The sequence below is a fragment of the Pseudoduganella sp. OTU4001 genome (assembly GCF_038440195.1).
In the GTDB taxonomy this organism is placed as follows: Bacteria; Pseudomonadota; Gammaproteobacteria; order Burkholderiales; family Burkholderiaceae_D; genus Rugamonas.
Window position 1 is genome coordinate 1 of sequence record NZ_JASATG010000053.1, and the last position, 17,766, is coordinate 17,766.

The 17,766-nt window shown below is 67.6% G+C and carries 15 protein-coding genes; 3 read left to right on the plus strand and 12 right to left on the minus strand.

The window, feature by feature from the left end:
• The coding region (locus AAHE99_RS25690; RefSeq protein WP_342120753.1) for a methyl-accepting chemotaxis protein at positions 1-1,175 on the plus strand (1,175 nt) is incomplete at its 5' end.
• Here AAHE99_RS25690 and AAHE99_RS25695 read toward each other — a convergent pair.
• From AAHE99_RS25695 to AAHE99_RS25705, 3 genes are all read right to left on the minus strand, one after another.
• Entirely contained in the window at positions 1,123-1,917 is a 795-nt protein-coding gene (locus AAHE99_RS25695; protein ID WP_342120754.1) for a substrate-binding periplasmic protein, read from the minus strand. The two genes, AAHE99_RS25690 and AAHE99_RS25695, sit on opposite strands and share 53 nt — an antisense overlap.
• A gap of 70 nt (positions 1,918-1,987) precedes the next feature.
• On the minus strand, positions 1,988-2,437 hold the full coding sequence (locus tag AAHE99_RS25700; protein ID WP_342120755.1) for a DUF2147 domain-containing protein: 450 nt from the start codon (positions 2,435-2,437) through the stop codon (positions 1,988-1,990).
• Between the two features lie 196 nt (positions 2,438-2,633).
• Complete coding sequence (locus AAHE99_RS25705) at positions 2,634-5,432, minus strand: valine--tRNA ligase (protein ID WP_342120758.1); 2,799 nt, start codon at positions 5,430-5,432, stop codon at positions 2,634-2,636.
• Positions 5,433-5,487: 55 nt separating this feature from the next.
• On the opposite strand from AAHE99_RS25705, the gene AAHE99_RS25710 reads away from it, so the two are divergent.
• Positions 5,488-6,111, plus strand: coding sequence for a TetR/AcrR family transcriptional regulator (locus AAHE99_RS25710; protein ID WP_342120759.1), 624 nt, complete (start codon positions 5,488-5,490; stop codon positions 6,109-6,111).
• On the opposite strand, the gene AAHE99_RS25715 is transcribed toward AAHE99_RS25710, so the two are convergent.
• The 3 genes from AAHE99_RS25715 to AAHE99_RS25725 are packed head-to-tail and all read right to left on the minus strand — an operon-like array spanning position 6,108 to position 8,460.
• Positions 6,108-6,995 carry a sterol desaturase family protein gene (locus AAHE99_RS25715; RefSeq protein ID WP_342120760.1) on the minus strand — a complete coding sequence of 296 codons (888 nt, stop codon included), beginning with the start codon at positions 6,993-6,995 and terminating at the stop codon, positions 6,108-6,110. The genes AAHE99_RS25710 and AAHE99_RS25715 overlap by 4 nt on opposite strands.
• 2 nt (positions 6,996-6,997) lie before the next feature.
• On the minus strand, positions 6,998-7,444 hold the full coding sequence (locus AAHE99_RS25720; protein ID WP_342120761.1) for a hypothetical protein: 447 nt from the start codon (positions 7,442-7,444) through the stop codon (positions 6,998-7,000).
• Positions 7,441-8,460, minus strand: coding sequence for a 2Fe-2S iron-sulfur cluster binding domain-containing protein (locus tag AAHE99_RS25725; RefSeq protein WP_342120762.1), 1,020 nt, complete (start codon positions 8,458-8,460; stop codon positions 7,441-7,443). The genes AAHE99_RS25720 and AAHE99_RS25725 overlap by 4 nt, the downstream gene beginning before the upstream one ends.
• Before the next feature lie 72 nt (positions 8,461-8,532).
• Here AAHE99_RS25725 and AAHE99_RS25730 point away from each other — a divergent pair, with 72 nt between their 5' ends.
• A complete protein-coding gene (locus AAHE99_RS25730) occupies positions 8,533-9,186 on the plus strand; it encodes a Crp/Fnr family transcriptional regulator (RefSeq protein WP_342120764.1) in 654 nt (217 codons plus the stop codon).
• A 455-nt stretch (positions 9,187-9,641) separates the two neighbouring features.
• On the opposite strand, the gene AAHE99_RS25735 is transcribed toward AAHE99_RS25730, so the two are convergent.
• The 6 genes from AAHE99_RS25735 to AAHE99_RS25760 form a co-directional block, all read right to left on the minus strand.
• A complete protein-coding gene (locus tag AAHE99_RS25735) occupies positions 9,642-11,189 on the minus strand; it encodes a class I adenylate-forming enzyme family protein (protein WP_342120765.1) in 1,548 nt (515 codons plus the stop codon).
• Positions 11,190-11,198: 9 nt separating this feature from the next.
• Positions 11,199-13,193, minus strand: a complete 1,995-nt coding sequence (locus AAHE99_RS25740) for an acetyl/propionyl/methylcrotonyl-CoA carboxylase subunit alpha (protein ID WP_342120766.1) — start codon at positions 13,191-13,193, stop codon at positions 11,199-11,201.
• Positions 13,190-14,347 carry an acyl-CoA dehydrogenase family protein gene (locus tag AAHE99_RS25745; protein ID WP_342120768.1) on the minus strand — a complete coding sequence of 386 codons (1,158 nt, stop codon included), beginning with the start codon at positions 14,345-14,347 and terminating at the stop codon, positions 13,190-13,192. The genes AAHE99_RS25740 and AAHE99_RS25745 overlap by 4 nt, the downstream gene beginning before the upstream one ends.
• Before the next feature lie 12 nt (positions 14,348-14,359).
• Positions 14,360-15,985 (minus strand): acyl-CoA carboxylase subunit beta, encoded by a 1,626-nt coding sequence (locus AAHE99_RS25750; RefSeq protein WP_342120769.1) that lies wholly within the window; start codon positions 15,983-15,985, stop codon positions 14,360-14,362.
• Positions 15,985-16,857: an SDR family oxidoreductase gene (locus tag AAHE99_RS25755; protein ID WP_342120771.1), complete on the minus strand. Its 873-nt coding sequence runs from the start codon at positions 16,855-16,857 to the stop codon at positions 15,985-15,987. The genes AAHE99_RS25750 and AAHE99_RS25755 overlap by 1 nt, the downstream gene beginning before the upstream one ends.
• Before the next feature lie 11 nt (positions 16,858-16,868).
• Positions 16,869-17,766 (minus strand): acyl-CoA dehydrogenase family protein (locus AAHE99_RS25760; protein WP_446728960.1); only part of this gene is annotated, 898 nt, incomplete at its 5' end.

A 17,766-nucleotide genomic window follows, 5' to 3' on the forward strand; every position in this document is an offset into this window, starting at 1 on the left:
GCGAGGCCGCGCTGCTGGCGCGCATCGATGCCGACCCGGCCAACCGCCCGGCCCTGCTGCGCCAGCTGGCGGCGCGCCAGGCCGCCCTGTTCGCCCAGGCGCGCGAGCGCTGGGTGGCGCTTGGCAGCCGCGTGATCGCGGTAGTGCTGGGGGTGATGGCGGGCATGGCGCTGGGCGCCTGGTTATTGCTGCGCGGGGTGCGGCGCAATATGGTGCAGCCGCTGACGGCGGCGGCCGAGGTGGCGCGCCGCATCGCCGGCGGCCAGCTGCACGCCACCGTGGAAGTGCACGGGCGCGACGAAGTGGGCCAGCTGCAGCAGGCCATCCGCGACATGGGCGCGGCGCTGTCGGGCATGGTGGGCCAGGTGCGCCAGTCGGCCGAGGCGATGGCCACCGCCAGCCGCGAAATTGCCGACGGCAACGCCGACCTGGCGGCGCGCACCGCGCAGCAAACCAGCTCGCTGGACGGCACCACGGCGGCGCTGGCCGAGCTGACCGAGGCGGCGCAGCGGGTGGCCGAACATGCACGCGCGGCCGACGCGCTGCTGCAGTCGACCAACGAGCAGGCGCGCCAAAGCGGGGCGGTGGTGGGCGAGGTGGTGGCGCGCATGGGCGGCATCAAGTCCAGCGCGGCCAAGGTGGCCGAGATCAGCGCCACCATCGACACCATCGCCTTCCAGACCAGCATCCTGGCGCTGAATGCGGCGGTGGAAGCGGCGCGCGCCGGCGAGAAGGGGCGCGGCTTTGCCGTGGTGGCGGGCGAAGTGCGCGCACTGGCGCAGCGTTCGGCCACGGCGGCGCAGGATATCAAGCGCCTGATCGGCAATTCGGCCGGCCAGATCGGCAGCGGCGAGCAGCTGGTGGCGGCCGCCGGGCGCACCATGGACGGCGTGGCGGCGGCCGTGCAGCAGGCGGCGCAGCTGGTGGCGGGCATGGCGGCGGAAAGCGCGCGCCAGGAAACCGGCACCGCCGAAGTGCACGCGGCGCTGCAGCATCTGGACGCCATCACGCGCCAGAACGCCGGCCTGGTGGGCCAGGCGGCGGCATCGGCGCAGGAAGTGGGAGCGCAGGCGCAGCAGCTGGCGCAGGCGGTGCGCCACTTTGCGCTGGAGGCGGCCGCGCCTATTGCGGCGGCAGGTCGCGGATCGCCGCAGCGTATTCGGCTGATGGCCTGAGACGGGCGATGGCCTGCCACATCGCTTCCACCTTATCGCGGAAGCGGGCGTAGACGGCGTGGTTGATGCCGAGGTAGTAGGTTTCGACAAAGAAGGGCGTGGGCAGGACTTCCACCTTGCCCGCGAAGCGCGGCTGCCTGAGCAGCGGCGTGGCAGCCACTTCGAAGCTCACCACCGCATCGCCGCGCCCGGCCACCAGCTTGGACAGGTTGGCCTCGGCGTTCTTGGCGCTGTTGTCGGCCTTCACGCCCAGTGCCTTCAGGCGCTGCGCGACCAGCAGGCCGCTGCGGTCATGCAGCACCGGCAGCGCCAGGCTGCCGAAGGCCTTGCCGTCCCACTGCACTGCAGCGCCCGTGCGGCGATACACCATCATGCGCGTGGTCACGGTGGCGCGCGCCGGGTCGGGCGGGCCCGGATGGCCGGGGAAGGCATAAGCCTCGGCGCCGTCGATGGCCCAGGCGGTGGAAGGATAGCCGTCGGCCTGGCCGCTGCGCACTTCGGCCAGGCAGCGCAGGTAGGGCGCGCGGTGGAACTGCACGCGCACGCCGGCCTCGCGCGCGGCCATCTTGATCAGGATCGGGATCGCGCCATCGCGGTCGGCGTAGATCAGGGGCGGGTAGGGGTTTTCCTCGATGCACAAGGACAGCTCCGGCACGCCGTCGGCGCCAAGGGTGGCGGCGGCGGCGCGGCAGGCGAGGGCCAGGCAGGCGAGGGGAAGCAGGCGGCGGACGGCACGAATCATGCCGCCATGGTGGCGGCAAGTGCGCTGCGAGTCAATCAACTAGTCGCGCCAACCGGCGCGCAGCGGCGGCTTACTCCTGGCGCAGCCAGGTTTGCGAGCGGCCCAGCAGCGGTACGCCGATATAGCCGCGCACTTCCAGCTTCTTGCCGCCGTCGGCGACCTTCAGCTTGCTCCTGTAAACCTTGCCGTTGTCCGGGTCGAGGATTTCGCCGCCGGCGTATTCGTTGCCGTCTTTTTTCAGCCCGCTCATGAACACCATGCCGATGACAGGCTGGCCCTTGCGCGCGTCGGTGCATTTGTCGCACAGCGGGTTCTGCTCTTCGCCGGCGGGGCGGAACACCTTTTCAATCTTGCCCTGCAGGACGCCGTTTTCTTCCGTGATGCGGATCAGGGCTTTCGGCTTGCCGGAGACATCATCGATGTTCTTCCACAGGCCGACGGGGGAGGGATCTTGGGCGAATGCCGGGGCGGCAGCCAGCAAGGCTGCCGCCATCAGCGCCACTGTGCGGGATAAGCGCATGGGGGGTGTCTCTTTTTTTGATTTGAGGGGAAATCCAGTGTAGCGCAGGAGTTGGCGGTTCAGCGCACGGTCATGCTATTTTTATTCGAGGGAAGCCTCTAGAAATGAAAAAAGTCGGGGTCATGTCTGACATTCGGACATTTCGCTAGCGAAATGTCCGAATGTCAGACATGACCCCGACTTTTGACCCCGCTACTTAAGCGGCTGGCAGCTTGGCCAGCTGTTCCTGCATCTTGGCCAGGGTGGCGCCGAAGTTGGCGACGCGTTCCTTTTCCTGCGCGACCACGGCGGCCGGGGCGCGGGCCACGAAGCTCTCCGACGACAGCTTGCCGTTGGCCTTGGCGATCTCGCCTTCCAGGCGGGCGATTTCCTTGGACAGGCGCTCGCGTTCAGCCTTGACGTCGATCTCGACCTTCAGCATCAGCTTGGTGGTGCCGACCACGGAGACGGCGGCCGGCGACTCCGGCAGCACGTCCACGATCTGCACTTCCGACAGCTTGCCCAGCATCTGGATGTACGGCGCGAAGGCGGCCATCCTGGCCTGGTCGGCGCCGGCGGCTTCCACGATCAGCGGCACGCGCACCGACGGCGCCAGCTTCATTTCGCCGCGCAGGTTGCGGGCGGCATCGGTCAGGCCTTTCAGCTCGCCCATCCAGGCTTCGGCTTCGGCGCTGATCGCCGCTTCGTTCGGCAGCGGGTAGGCCTGGGTCATGATGGACTGGCCCGCGCCGCCCTTGCCGGCCAGCGGCGCGACGGTCTGCCACAGCTGCTCGGTGACGAACGGGATGATCGGGTGCGCCATGCGCAGGATCACTTCCAGCACGCGCAGCAGGGTGTGGCGGGTGGCTTGCTGCTGGCCCGGGGTGCCTTGCTGTACCTGGACTTTGGCCAGCTCCAGGTACCAGTCGCAGTACTCGTACCACACGAACTGGTAGATGGTGGAAGCGATATTGTCGAAGCGGTAGTCGGCAAAGCCTTTATGCACTTCCTGCTCGGCGCGGTTCAGCGCGGAGATGATCCACTGGTCGGCGGCCGACAGGTCGGCGTCGTTGGCGGAGCAGTCGTGGCCTTCGGTGTTCATCAGCACGAAGCGGGTGGCGTTCCACAGCTTGTTGCCGAAGTTGCGGTAGCCTTCGCAGCGGCCCAGGTCGAAGTTGATGTTGCGGCCGAGCGAGGCGTAGGACGCCATGGTGAAGCGCACCGCGTCGGTGCCGTAGGCCGGGATACCGTCCGGGAATTCCTTGCGGGTGGCTTTTTCGATCTTGGCCGCGTCCTTCGGGTTCATCAGGCCGGTGGTGCGCTTGGCAACCAGGGCGTCCAGGCCGATGCCGTCGATCAGGTCGATCGGGTCCAGGGTGTTGCCCTTGGACTTGGACATCTTCTGGCCTTGCGAGTCGCGCACCAGGCCGTGCACGTAGACGGTCTTGAACGGCACCTTGTTGGTGAAGTGGCTGGTCATGATGACCATGCGCGCGACCCAGAAGAAGATGATGTCGAAACCGGTCACCAGCACCGACGACGGCAGGAAGGCCTGCAGCTCCGGGGTTTCGTTCGGCCAGCCGAGGGTGGAGAACGGTACCAGGGCGGACGAGAACCAGGTGTCCAGCACGTCGTTGTCGCGGGTCAGGGCGCCGCTCACGCCTTTGGCGGCGGCCTGCGCGCGCGCATCTTCCTCGGAGCGGGCCACGTAGACGTTGCCCTGCTCGTCGTACCAGGCCGGGATCTGGTGTCCCCACCACAGCTGGCGCGAGATACACCAGTCCTGGATGTTGTTGAGCCACTGGTTGTAGGTGGTGCTCCAGTTTTCAGGCACGAACTTGATCTCGCCCGACGCGACTTTTTCCAGCGCCACTTCGGTGATCGATTTGCCCGGATTGAAGGTGCCTTCCGGCGCCGGCTTGCTCATGGCGACGAACCACTGGTCGGTCAGCATTGGTTCGATCACGACGCCGGTACGGTCGCCGCGCGGCACCATCAGCTTGTGCGGCTTGACTTCGACCAGGAAGCCTTGCGCGTCCAGGTCGGCCACGATCTGTTTGCGGGCGGCGAAGCGGTCCAGGCCCTGATAGGCGGCCGGCGCGTTGTCGTTGATCTTGGCGTCCAGGGTCAGGATCGACGGCATGCCGAGGTTGTGGCGCTGGCCGACGGCGTAGTCGTTGAAGTCGTGCGCCGGAGTGATCTTCACGCAGCCGGTGCCGAATTCCTTGTCGACGTATTCGTCGGCGATGACCGGGATCTCGCGGCCGACCAGCGGCAGCGTCAGCATCTTGCCCACCAGCGCGGTGTAGCGCTCGTCGGTCGGGTCGACCGCCACGGCGACGTCGCCCAGCATGGTTTCAGGGCGGGTGGTGGCGACCACCAGGTGGCCGCTGCCGTCGGCCAGCGGGTACTTGATGTGCCACATCGAGCCGTCTTCTTCTTCCGACACCACTTCCAGGTCGGACACGGCGGTGCCCAGCACCGGATCCCAGTTGACCAGGCGCTTGCCGCGGTAGATCAGGCCTTGTTCGAACAGGCGTACGAACACTTCGCTCACCACTTGGGAGCGTTCGGCGTCCATGGTGAAGTATTCGCGTTGCCAGTCAGGCGAGGTGCCCATGCGGCGCATCTGGCCGGTGATGGTGGAGCCGGACTTTTCCTTCCATTCCCACACTTTTTCGACGAATTTTTCGCGGCCCAGGTCATGGCGCGACACCTTTTGCGCGTCCAGCTGGCGCTCCACCACGATCTGGGTGGCGATGCCGGCGTGGTCGGTGCCCGGGATCCAGGCGGTGTTGTGGCCCAGCATGCGGTGGTAGCGGGTCAGGCCGTCCATGATGGTCTGGTTGAAGGCGTGGCCCATGTGCAGCGTGCCGGTGACGTTCGGCGGCGGCAGCTGGATGCTAAAGGACGGCTTCGACAGGTCGAGGGAGGCTGCGTAGTAACCGCGCTTTTCCCACTCGCTGCGCCAGAACTGTTCAATGTCGGCAGGCTCGAAAGACTTGGCTAATTCCATGATTTGGGCTGTAAATTTGGCGAAAACTTTCATTATAAGGTAGATTGCTGGGGACATGGACGCCAGCAATTCCCCTCCGCCGCGCAAGCGCGGCCGCCCGGCCCAGGGCGCATCCGACAGCCTGAAGCCGCTCCTGATTGCCGTTTCGGCAAGGTTGTTCCGCGAGAAAGGCTTTGACAACACCACCGTGCGCGATATCGCCGCTGCGGCCGGGGTGCAGGCCGGGTCCTGGTTCTACCATTTCAAGTCCAAGCAGGACATCCTGCAGGCGGTGATCGAGCAGGGCATGCAGCAGGCCTTGACGCGCATCGAGCAGATCGCCGCGCAGCAGCTGGCGCCGCGCGAAGCCCTGCGCGCCATGGTGCATGCGCACCTGGAGACCCTGCTGTCGCCCGGCCAGGATTTCGTGCACGTGATGCTGTACGAGTGGCGCGCGCTGGACGCCGAGGCGCAGCAGCGCGTGGTGGCGGCCAAGGACCGTTACGAGGCGCTGTGGGACGAGGTGCTGCGCGCGCTGCAGGCGTCCGGCGAATGGCCGGCGCCGGGCAAGCTGGATCGCCTCTGGCTGTTCGGGGCGCTGAACTGGTCGGCCCAGTGGTACCGGCGCGACGCCGGCGGCAGCATCGAGGAACTGGCCGAGTCGGCCATCCGCTTCCTGCTGCGCCAGCCGGCCGCCTAAGCGCCGCCGCTGCGCACGGCGACTGCGGTGCCGTCGGCGGTGTAGATGACGGCCCTGGCCTGCGCCAGTTCGGCCTCTGTGCTGCGCGCCACCGGCTTGGGCGCGGCGCGCCTGGCGCGTACCAGTGGCCAGAACATCTGCTCACCCCAGCCTGGCACGCGTACGCCGCCCGGCAGGCCATAGGCGTCCTGCACGCAGTGCGGGTGGCCCATGCTGGTGCCGTGCAGCTTATCCCAAACATTCAGCAGGTTGCCGTAGTTGGAGGAGCCCTTGCCGTAGCGGCCCACGCCATGGTGCGCGTGGTGGTAGTCCTGCAGCGCCAGGAAGCGTTCGGCAAAATCGAGCAGCACGCGCCCGGGCGCGTAGCGGCGCAGCGCCAGGTCCCAGCGGTAGCCGGCGTGCTGCAGGTACAGGCTGGTGAGGCGGATGGCCAGCGTGATGGCGGCCGCTTCCACCGCGCCGGTGTACACCATCAGCGGCGCCAGGGCGTTGACCGGCACCAGCAGGTAGTACAGCGCGCTGGTGCGGATGCTCATGGTGATGTTCATGCAGGTTGGCGTGTGGTGCGTGCGGTGCAGGTTCCATAGCCAAGGCACATTGTGGCCGCTGCGGTGCAGCCAGTAATTGGCATAGTCGTCCACCAGCAGCATCGGCAACACCACCAGCCAGGGATTGACCTCGGCCCAGGCGCCTTTACCCGCTGGCCAGCAGGCCTGCAATAGCGCGCCCATGACCACGATCGGCAGCAGGCGCAGTGTGAAGCCCAATGCAGAGCTGGCGATGTTGATGCCGAGTTCATTCAGGCAGCGGGCGCGCGGCTTATTGAATTCGCCGGTGCCGATATCGAGCGCGAGGAAGATTGCGAACAGGATGTAGGCAGTCATGGTTATTCGCTCTCGACGTAGAACACCGGCTTGCCGATGTTGTTCGGATTGACCACTACGGCCACCGGCATGCGGCCCGTCACGCCGGCGAACTGGCCGCTCGCGCCGCTGAACTCGAGGTGGCCGCGGTCGCCGATGCCGGGCAGGGTCTGGAAGTGCGCTTGCATGCTGCCGCCGCCCAGCGCGGTCATGGTGCAGTCGCCGACGCCTTCGACAATGCGTTTGGCGACCATGAAGTCGTCGACCCGGCAGGTGAGGTGGAAGTGGATCACGCGGCCGGCGGCATTCATGCGGCCCGCGCCTTCAAGCGAGATGTCGAGGCGGGTGCGTTCGGCGTTGACCGGGGTTGGGACGATGCTGATGGCGTGGGCGCCGGCCGTCATCGACAGGCCGGCGGCGTTGGCTTGGGAGGCGAGCAGCAGCAGGCTGCTCAGGATAACGGCTTTCATGGTTGCTCCGGTTTCAGGTTGCTGCGGTCGAGGAAAAGGTCGTAGTGGATGTGGTTCTGGTCGACCTGCGCTGCCACGTGGGCGGCCGTCGCTTCGATCATGGCGGGCGGTCCGCACAGATAGAAGCTGCACGCCTGCGGGGCGCAGAACCGTTCGATGTAGTCGGCGCAGTAGCCGCGCAGGCCCTGCCAGCCGGAATCTGCGGGTTCGGCCGACAGCACCGGCACCACGCGCAGGGTGCCAAGCGAGGGCCACTTTGCCTGCAGCGCTGCCAGGAAGTCCTGCCCATATAGCTCCTGCTGGTTGCGCGCGCCGATGAACAGGGTGGCGTCGGGCGCGCCGCCTTGCTGCGCCAGTTGTTCCAGCATGCCCTTGATCGGTGCCAGGCCGCTGCCGCCGGCCACGCACACTAGCGGACGGCCGTCGTCGCGCGCGCCGAAGTCGCCCAGTGGACCAAGCAATTGCAGGCGCGTGCCGCGGCGGTCGCCGTCGAACAACCATTCGGTGAAGGCGCCGCCTGCCACGCGGCGGATATGGAATTCCACTTCGCGCTGCGGTGTGGCCTGCGGCGCGGCAGCAAAGGAGTAGCAGCGTGGTTCGTCAGCCACTCCGGCTAAGGTCAGTTGCGCGTACTGGCCGGCGCGGTAGGCCAGCGGCTCGTCGAGTTGCAGTACCACGCGCAGGATGCTGCGGTTCAGCGGGACAGCGCTGCGCAAGGTGGCGCCGATGGCGCTGCGCGCGGCGACAGCCAGTTGCACGTCGCTCAGGGGTTCGGCCTGGCAGGCCAGCAGGAATCCCTGGCGCAGGGCATCTGCGTCGACGTGTTGGGAAATGTCCTTGCGCAGCTTCACCTGGCCTTGCACCAGCTGGCAGCGGCAGGAGCCGCATTCGCCGGCCATGCACAGGTGGGGTAGTTTCACGCCTTGCCGCAGCGCGCTTTTGAGCAGGGTTTCGCCCGGCGCGCTTCTGATGGGGCTTTCGCCAGCAATGGAAAGTTGGAAGTCGGTCGTGTTCATAGACCAATTTATAGCAGGGCAGGCTCGCCTATAATGTGAAGCTCTTCACAATCTCGTTCCTGGGTATTTGCAATGAAACCTGATGTGGGCAGGCTAGGCCTGCTGGACATGCTGGAGCCCTCGGTGCGCGCGGACTTCCTGCGCCACGGCAGGGAGGTTTTCCATGCGGCGGGCGCGGTGATCCACCGCGAAGGCGATGCCGACCGGGCGCTGGAAGTGGTGGTGGACGGGCGTGTTGCGCTTAGCCGGCTCGATGAACAGGGTTACGAAGTGCAGGCATGGGTGCTGGAGCCGGGCGACTCTTTCGGGGAAATCCCCTTGCTGACGGGACGGCCGCGCACGCATATGGCGGTGGCGGTGACAGCGGTGCGGTTGCTGCGGCTAACGCAGGAGCAGTTCATCGACCTGCTGGACCGCCATGTCGGCTTGCGTGATGTGATGATGAGCAGCCTGGCCGGCATGCTGGCTGACCTGGCCGACGCCTACGACCGTGTGCAGCGCCTGAGCGTGGCGCAGCGCGTGTCGCGCCATCTGCTGCAACTGGCAGCGCCAGCGCCGGACCGGCAGGTGCTCGCGGTAGGGCAGGGCGAGATTGCCCGGGCGCTCAATGTGACCCGCGAAGCCGTGGCCGGCGCCCTGCGCCAGATGCGCGCCGACGGCCTGGTCGAAACCGGCTACCGCGCGATAACCCTGCTCAGCCTGCAGAAATTGCGCGGCCTGCGCTAGCAATCGGTATCCTGCACCGGTCCCTCGGGGGGAAGTGCTGAAACGGTGTTGCAAAGTGCTGAAAAGTGCTGAAATTTGAACTTGTCCTGATTTTCTCCCTCTAAGGGATTTTCAAGTCAGGAGATTTCAGCATGAGCGCTCAAACGAACTTTGGAACATGTGTTGCAATCAATTTGCCGACCATGCGTGCGTTGCTTGACTATCACGCTGAGCACGCAAGTGAGCAGGCTCTGCGCGAACGGATCTGGGTGCCAGCAACCAGGCTGCGTTATGCCGCGGAGATCGAGGCGCGACGGGCTGCGAGCCGTCGAATGGCCCTGGCAGCTCAGCAATAGGAATGTTGCGAGTTTCGTTTGTCCGGAGGTGCTGAAATGGTGTTGCAAAGTGCTGAAAAGTGCTGAAATCCTGGACGCGCCAAAATTTTCCCCTCTGGCGGAATATCAAGCGCGGAAATTTCAGCACCCGCCCACGAGGGAGTTGGGAGGAGCACCCGCCGCGTACATGGTCTGGTGGCTGGCGCGCAAGACGTGCTTCTGGATTTTGCCGGTGGAGGTCATCGGCAGGGCATCGACGATGGCGATGTGTTTGGGGATTTCGAAACCGGCCAGGAGAGTGCGGCAGTGGTCGCGCAGGTCGTCGGGGGCGGCGGTCTGGCCGGGTTTGAGACAGACAAAGGCGGTGACGGCTTCGATCCACTCGCTGTGCGGCAGGCCGACCACGGCGGCCATGGCGACCGCAGGGTGGCCGAGCAGGGCTTCTTCCACGCGGATGGCGGGCACGTTTTCGCCACCGGTCTTGATCATGTCTTTCAGGCGGCCTTTGAAGTGCAGGTAGCCGTCGTCATCCCACATGCCCAGGTCGCCCGTGTGGTGCCAGCCAAAGCGGCGCGCGGCGGCAGTGGCTTCCGGGTCCTTGTAGTAGCCCAGCATGGCGTTCGCGCCGCGGTGGACGATTTCACCCACCACGCCCTTGCCAAGCAACTGGCCGTCGGGGTCCATGATGGCGGTGTCGTTGACGGGCGTGGCCTGGCCCCAGCAATTGCCGGTGCGCTGTAGTTGCTGCTCCGGCGGGAAGTACACCGTCATCGGGAACATTTCGGTCTGGCCGCTGCCCAAAGCGAAACGAGGGCAGAATTCCTGCATCAGGCGGCGTAACAGTTCGGGCGCCATCGGGGCCATGGCGTAGATGGCCAGGCGTAGCGCGGACAGGTCGCAGCCAGCGCGCGCCGGGTGCTGCAGCATGGCGCCATACATGGCGGGCAGGGCGGCCATCACGGTGACCTTGTCGCGCTCCAGCGTGGCCAGAACAGCGGCCGGGTCGAAGCCCCGCGCCAGGGAAATGGTGGCGCCGCAAGCCAGGGCGGCGGCGCTCATGCTGAACTGGGCGCAGTGGAATAGCGGCAGGATGGCCGACAGCACGTCCTGCGGTGTGACGGAGATCGTGACGGCGTTCGACATCACGGCTGCCAGCACCGAGCGGTGCGAGTGCATGGCGCCTTTCGGGTTGCCGGTGGTGCCGCTGGTGTACATGATCAGGGCCAGCGCGTTTTCCTCAATGTCCACGGCGGGCGGCGTTGCTGGCTGCCCAGACCAGGCAGGCGCGCCGGCTGCCGCGCAATGCAGCAGTGGGATGCCAAGCGTCGGCAGGGCGGCGGCCCAGGCCGGGTGCGCGGCCAGTTGCGCATCCACCACCAGCAGGCGCGCTTCGGCGTGCCGCACGATGTAGGCTACTTCGCCCGGCGCCAGCATGGCGTTCACCGGCACCCACACCATGCCGGCCTTGAGGATGCCAAAGGCAGCCACCACAAAATCCATCGAATTCGGGCTGAGCATGGCAACCTTGTCGCCTGGCTGCAGGCCGCTCTCGCGCAGGTAGTGGGCGAAGCGGTTGCTGTCCTCGTCCAGCTGGGCGTAGCTCATACGCCGGCCGTTGTCCAGCAAGGCGGTGGCGGCGCCGTTGCGGCGCGCGCTGCGGGAGACCAGGTGGCCAAGGGCGTCTTGCATGCAATTCTCCTAAGCTTCGATTTCGATCAGCAGTTGTCCGGTCGCGACTTGCGCGCCGAGGGCAGTGTACAGCGCTCCAACCTTGCCGTCGCGCGCGGCAAGCATGTTGTGCTCCATTTTCATCGCTTCCATTGCCAGCAGGGGCTGGCCGGCATGCACACTGTCGCCGGGCTGGACGTGCAGGGCGACAATGCGGCCGTTCATTGGAGCCTCGATGCGGCCGTGGCCCGTGCCTTGTCCGGCGGCGCGTGGCGGCAGGCTGGTGAGGTCTTGCAGAAGATGTTCCTGGCCCGCCAGCAGGAAGGCAATGCTGGCGCCATCGACTGCGTAGCTCAAGGAAGCTGGCGGGCCGTCGAGCGATAGCAGCAGTGTGCCGGGGGCTGGTGCTTCCACGCTGACAGACCCCGGCAGTGCTGCGCCGTCCAGTGACAGGATGCGCCAGGCAGAGGCTCCGTCGGCGCTGGCTTGCGCCTGGTGGTCGGCGCCATCGAGCATGAAGCGCAGCGGCGCCGCGCAGGGGTGGCTGGACGACCAGCCTTGTAGTTCGGCCGGGTAGCAGCCGTGCTGGCGCTGGGCGCGGTGCCAGGCCAGCAGCGCGGCCGCTGCCGCGAGGGCGCGGGGGGGCGTGGCGGCATTGCGCGCCGCGGCGGGCAGATATTCGGCGATGAAGCCGGTGGTGGCGCTGCCGGCGGCAAATACGGGATGCGCCAGGCATTGCGCCAGGAAGGTGCGGTTGCTGGGCAGGCCAAGCAGCACGCATTGTTCCAAAGCGCGGCTTAGCTGGCGCAGCGCATCGGCGCGGTCGCGGCCGTGGGCTACCAGCTTGGCCAGCATGGAATCGTAGTAGGGCGGCACCTGCACGCCGTCGGCCAGCGCGTGGTCGCAGCGCACACCGGCAGGCGGTTGCCAGCGCCATACCTTGCCGCTTTGCGGCAGGAAGTCCTGCTGCGGGTCCTCCGCGCACAGGCGCACTTCGATGGCGTGGCCGCCGCTGGCGCGGCGGGCGTCGAGTTCGGCCTGCGTCAACGGCAGCGGCGCGCCGGCTGCCACCAGCAACTGCCACTCCACCAGGTCGATGCCGGTGATCGCTTCCGTCACCGCGTGCTCGACCTGCAGGCGGGTATTCATCTCCATGAAGTAGAAGGCGCCATCGCGGTCAAGCAGGAATTCCAGCGTGCCCGCGCCGACATAGCCGATGGCGCGCGCCGCCGCCACTGCGACCTCGCCCATGCGCGCGCGCAGCTCGGCGGAGACGGCAGGCGAGGGGGATTCCTCGATCAGCTTCTGGTGGCGCCGCTGCACCGAGCAATCGCGCTCGCCCATGTGGACCACGTTGCCGTGCGTGTCTGCGAATACCTGGATTTCGATATGGCGCGGCTCAATCAATGCGCGTTCTAGGATCAGCTCCGCGTTGCCGAAAGCATGCTGCGCTTCCGAGCGCGCCGCCGCCAGCGCAGTAGCGAAGGCGCCGGCATCGTCCACCCGGCGCATGCCGCGCCCGCCGCCGCCGGCAGCGGCCTTGATCATGACGGGAAAGCCGATGCGCTGCGCCTCCTGCGCCAGGCGCAGGTCGGACTGGTCGTCTCCCTGATAGCCGGGGATGCAGGGCACGCCGGCTTCCAGCATCAGCCGCTTGGCGCCGGCCTTGTTGCCCATGGCGGCCATGGCGGCTGGCGGCGGACCGATGAAGGTAAGCCCGGCGTCCGCGCAGGCTTGGGCGAAATCGGCCCGTTCGGCCAGGAAGCCGTAGCCGGGGTGCACTGCCTGCGCGCCGGACGTCCGCGCGGCGGCCAGCAGGGCGGGAATGTTCAGGTAGGAATCGGCCGGCGCGGGCCCGCCAATGCGCAGCGCTGCGTCGGCCGCCGTGCTGGCGCAGTGCGCGGCAGCGCGGTCGGCGTCGGAGTACACCGCCACGCAGCGGTAGCCCATGCGCCGCGCCGTGTGCATCACGCGCAGCGCGATCTCGCCGCGGTTGGCGACCAGGATGGTGTCGAAGGCGCTCACGCTTTGCGGCCCGGCAGGATGTCCATGTACTTGCAGATAATGCCCAGCATGACCTCGTCCGCGCCGCCGCCGATCGAGGTCAGGCGCGCGTCGCGGTAGAACTGCGACACCGGATTCTCCAGCGTGAAGCCCATGCCGCCCCAGAACTGCAGGCAGCCGTCGGTGATCACGCGCGACAGGCGGCCCGCCTTCAGCTTGGCCATCGAAGCCAGTTCGGTGACGTCGGTGCCGCCGATATACATGCCGCAGGCGCGGTAGGTCAGCGCGCGCAGCGATTCGAGCTCGGTCTGCATTTCGGCCAGCTTGAAATGCACCCACTGGTTATCCAGCACGCTGCCGTTGAAGATCTTGCGTTCGCGCGCATATTCGATGGTGGCGTCGATGCAGTTCTGCATCTGCTGCACGATATTGGCCGCGCACCACAGGCGCTCCTCCTGGAATTGCAGCATCTGGTAGGTGAAGCCCTTGTCCTCCTCGCCGATGCGGAAGCGCTGCGGCACGCGCACCTCGTCGAAGTGGATCAGGCCCGTGTCGGAGGAATTCATGCCGATCTTGCGGATCTTCTTGCCCACGCTGACACCCGGCGTATCCATCGGCACGATGATCAGGGACTTGTTGCGGTGCGCCGGCCCTTCGCCGGTATTGGCCAGAAGGCACATCCAGTCCGCCTGCAGGCTGTTGGTGATCCACATCTTGCTGCCGTTGATCACGTAGTCGTCGCCATCCTTGCGCGCGCTGGTACGCACCGCCGCCACGTCGGAACCGGCGCCCGGCTCCGACACGCCGACGCAGGCCACCGCCTCGCCGCTGATGGCCGGCGCCAGGAATTCGCGCCGCAATTCGTCCGAACCGAAGCGCGCCAGCGCCGGCGTCGCCATATCGGTCTGTACGCCGATCGCCATCGGCACCCCGCCGCAGCGGATATGGCCCAGCGCCTCGGCCATCGCCATCGAGTACGAATAATCGAGCCCCAGGCCGCCAAATTCCGCCGGCTTGGACACGCCCAGCATGCCCAGTGCGCCCAGCTTGCGGAACACTTCCTTGGCGGGGAAGATCTCGGCCGCCTCCCATTCGTCGACAAAGGGATTGATGTCGCTCTCGATGAAGCGTTTCAGGTTGCGCTGCAGTTCCAGGTGTTCGTGGCTATATTCCATGGGGTTCTCCAATTATGGGCGGGCGACGCCGAACTGCACCGGGTGCAGGGCGCGGCGGCGCGCCTCGTCGCAGACGGCCAGCACGCAGGCCAGCACCTTGCGCGTGTCGCGCGGGTCGATGACGCCGTCGTCCAGCAGGCGTCCGGAAGTGAAAAATGCGTCGGTCTGGCGCTCGAAGGTTTGCACCACGCGCGCGCGCATGGCGGCGATCGCCTCCTGGTCGACTTCCTTGCCCTTGCGCCGCATGCTGCCCTCCATCACGATGGCCATGGTGGTGGCAGCCTGCTCGGCGCCCATCACGGCGGTGCGCGCGTTGGGCCAGCTGAAGCAGAAGTCCGGCATGAAGCCGCGTCCCGACATGCCGTAGTTGCCGGCGCCGAAAGAGGCGCCGCAATGCACGGTAATGCGCGGCACATTGGCGTTGGCCAGGGCCTGGATCATTTTCGAGCCGTGCTTGATCATGCCGGCCTGCTCGTAGGCCTTGCCGACCATGAAGCCGGTGGTGTTCTGCAGGAACAGCAGCGGCGTGCCCGACTGGCAGCACAGCTGGATGAAGTGGGCCGCCTTGGTGGCGCCGGCCGGATCGAGCGGGCCGTTGTTGGTGAGGATGCCGACCGCCATGCCGCAGATGGCGGCGTGGCCGGTCACGGTGGCCGCGCCGTAGGCGGGCTTGAATTCGAGGAAGGCCGAATCGTCGACGATGCGCGCGATGACTTCGCGCATGTCGAGCGGCTTGCGCTGGTCGCAAGGCGCGATGCCCAGCAACTCGTCGGCGTCGTAGCGCGGCGGCGCGTACGCCGCGCCGGCAGACGTGGCCGGCAGTGCTGCATTCCAGCCCAGCGAGGCCACCAGCTCGCGCGTGATGCGCAACGCATCGGCATCGTCCTCGGCCAGGTATTCGGCCAGGCCCGACACGGCGGCATGCATCTCGGCCCCGCCCAGCTCCTCTTCGCTGGCGATTTCGCCGGTGGCAGCTTTCAGCAGCGGTGGCCCGGCCAGGAAGGCCTTGGCGCGCTCGCGCACCATCACCACGTAATCCGACAGGCCCGGCATGTAGGCGCCGCCCGCAGTGCTGGAGCCGTGCACCACGCTGATCACCGGCAGCCCGGCCGCCGACAGGCGCGCCAGCCAATAGAAACCGCTGCCGCCGTGGATGAAGGTCTCGACCTTGTAGTCCAGCAGGTTGGCGCCGGCGCATTCGACCAGGTGGATGAAGGGCAGCTTCTGCGCCAGCGCCACCTGCTGCAGGCGCTGGAATTTTTCGATGCCCATCGGCTGGACCGCGCCGGCATCGATGCCCGAATCGTCCGCCACCACCATGCAGCGCACGCCGCTGACAAAGCCGATGCCGCCCAGCAGGCCGGCGCCCGGCACCGAGCGCTCCGGGTCAGGATGGTCGACGCAATAGCCGGCCAGGGTGGCCAGCTCCAGAAACGGCGCACCCGGATCGAGCAGGGCGCCCAGGCGCTCGCGCGGCAGCAGCTGGCCGCGCTTGGCAAACAGCGGCGCCGAAGCGGCCGACTTGTCGCGCGTGCGCGCCTCCAGCGCACGCAGGCGCTCCAGCTGCACCGCCAGGGCAGCGCGGTTGGCGGCAAAAGCCTCGCCCTGCGCCACCACGCGGCTATCCAGCGCCGGCATTACTCGCCCTCCAGCACGCGCGGCCTGGCCGCCAGGTGGAAGCCGTTGAAGGCCGCCGTAGCCCCGGCCTGCGCCGGGCGCGGCATCGGCATGCCGGGCCGCACATTGGGCCGTCCGCCATCGACGCGCAAGGTGGCGCCGGTAACGAAGGCCGCCGCATCCGACAGCAGGAAGGCAATCGCCGCCGCCACTTCCGACTCGGTGCCGAAGCGGTGCAGCGGCACCGTGCGCGGGAAGGCGCGGATCGTCTCGCGCATCTCCGGCGGGTACTGGTCCATGCCGGAGGAAGCGATGTAGCCCGGCGCCACCGCGTTCACCCGCACCCCGTACTGCGCCCACTCGAAGGCCGCCGTCTCGGTGAAGCTCACCATGCCGGCGCGCGCCGCACCCGAGTGGCCCATATTGGGCATGCTGCCGAACATATCGGCCACGATATTGACGATGGCGCCGCCGTGCGCCGCCATGCTCTGCTCCAGGCACTCGCGCGCCATCAGGAAGCCGCCGGTCAGGTTGGTCTGCAGCACCGCCTCCCAGCCTTTTTGCGTGATGCTGCGCAGCGGCGCTGGGAACTGGCCGCCAGCGTTGTTGACCAGGCCGTGCAGCGGCCCGTGCTCCGCCACCGCCTGCGCCACCATGGCGCGCACCGCCTCCTCGCTGCGGATATTGCAGGCGTAGCTATGCGCCGCGCCGCCGGCCGCCGCGATCTCGCCCTGCACCGCCGCCAGCTTGGCCTCGTCGCGCCCCACCAGCAGCACGCGCGCGCCCAGCGCCGCCAGCTCGTGCGCCGTGCAGCGCCCGATCCCGCTGCCGCCGCCGGTGACGACGACGGTGCGGCTTTCGAACAGGCCCGGTTTGAAAATCGATTGGTACATCGTGCTTCCTTTCAGTTCCAGCCGAGCTGGCGCGCGGCCAGGTCGTTGAGGATTTCCTCGGCGCCGCCGCCGATCATATACACCTTGACGTCGCGGTAGACCCGCTCCGCCACCGTGCCGCGCATGAAGCCCATGCCGCCCAGGATCTGCACCGCGTGGTCGGCGCAGGCCTGCATGGTCTGCGCCGCGAAGTTCTTCAGCATGCAGGTCTGCGCCACCAGCGCGGCGCCTTCGCCCGCATCCATGCGCGCCACCATGCTGTCGATGAAGGCGCGCGTGGCCTCGATGCGCGTCGCCATCTCCACCAGCTTGTGGCGCACCGCCTGGTGCTGCACCAGCGTCTTGCCGAAGGTCTTGCGCTGCATGGCCCACTCGCTCGCCTCGTCCAGGCAGGCCTGCGCCAGGTAGCAGGCGTGCATGGCCAGCATCAGGCGCTCGTCGTTGAAGTTGCGCATCAGGAGCGGGAAGCCGGCGTTCTCGGCGCCCAGCAGGTTGGCGGCCGGCACCCGGCACTGGTCGAAATGCAGTTCGGCCGTGTCCGAGCACAACCAGCCCATCTTGCGCAGCGGCGTGCGCGTCAGGCCCGGCGTATCGCCCGGCACCAGCAGCGCCGACACCCCGCCCGCGCCCGGACCGCCGGTGCGCACCGCCACCGTGATCCAGTCGGCGCGCATGCCGGAGGTGATGAAGGTCTTGCTGCCGCTGACGATGTAATGGTCGCCATCGCGCACAGCGCTGGTGGTGAGGCTGGCCACGTCGGAACCGCCGCCCGGTTCCGTCACGGCCAGCGCGCACACCGCGTCGCCGGCGTAGATGGCCGGCAGCACGCGGGCACGCAGCGCCGGGGGGGGGGGGGGGGGGGGGGGGGGGGGGGGGGGGGGGGGGGGGGGGGGGGGGGGGGGGGGGGGG

Bases quoted from the DNA above. Each gene is read 5' to 3' on its own strand.
- AAHE99_RS25695 (WP_342120754.1), bottom strand. From the start codon at position 1,917: ATGATTCGTGCCGTCCGCCGCCTGCTTCCCCTCGCCTGCCTGGCCCTC.
- AAHE99_RS25700 (WP_342120755.1), bottom strand. From the start codon at position 2,437: ATGCGCTTATCCCGCACAGTGGCGCTGATGGCGGCAGCCTTGCTGGCT.
- AAHE99_RS25750 (WP_342120769.1), bottom strand. From the start codon at position 15,985: ATGCCGGCGCTGGATAGCCGCGTGGTGGCGCAGGGCGAGGCTTTTGCC.
- AAHE99_RS25715 (WP_342120760.1), bottom strand. From the start codon at position 6,995: ATGACTGCCTACATCCTGTTCGCAATCTTCCTCGCGCTCGATATCGGC.
- AAHE99_RS25720 (WP_342120761.1), bottom strand. From the start codon at position 7,444: ATGAAAGCCGTTATCCTGAGCAGCCTGCTGCTGCTCGCCTCCCAAGCC.
- AAHE99_RS25730 (WP_342120764.1), top strand. From the start codon at position 8,533: ATGAAACCTGATGTGGGCAGGCTAGGCCTGCTGGACATGCTGGAGCCC.
- AAHE99_RS25735 (WP_342120765.1), bottom strand. From the start codon at position 11,189: ATGCAAGACGCCCTTGGCCACCTGGTCTCCCGCAGCGCGCGCCGCAAC.
- AAHE99_RS25725 (WP_342120762.1), bottom strand. From the start codon at position 8,460: ATGAACACGACCGACTTCCAACTTTCCATTGCTGGCGAAAGCCCCATC.
- AAHE99_RS25755 (WP_342120771.1), bottom strand. From the start codon at position 16,857: ATGTACCAATCGATTTTCAAACCGGGCCTGTTCGAAAGCCGCACCGTC.
- AAHE99_RS25710 (WP_342120759.1), top strand. From the start codon at position 5,488: ATGGACGCCAGCAATTCCCCTCCGCCGCGCAAGCGCGGCCGCCCGGCC.
- AAHE99_RS25705 (WP_342120758.1), bottom strand. From the start codon at position 5,432: ATGGAATTAGCCAAGTCTTTCGAGCCTGCCGACATTGAACAGTTCTGG.
- AAHE99_RS25745 (WP_342120768.1), bottom strand. From the start codon at position 14,347: ATGGAATATAGCCACGAACACCTGGAACTGCAGCGCAACCTGAAACGC.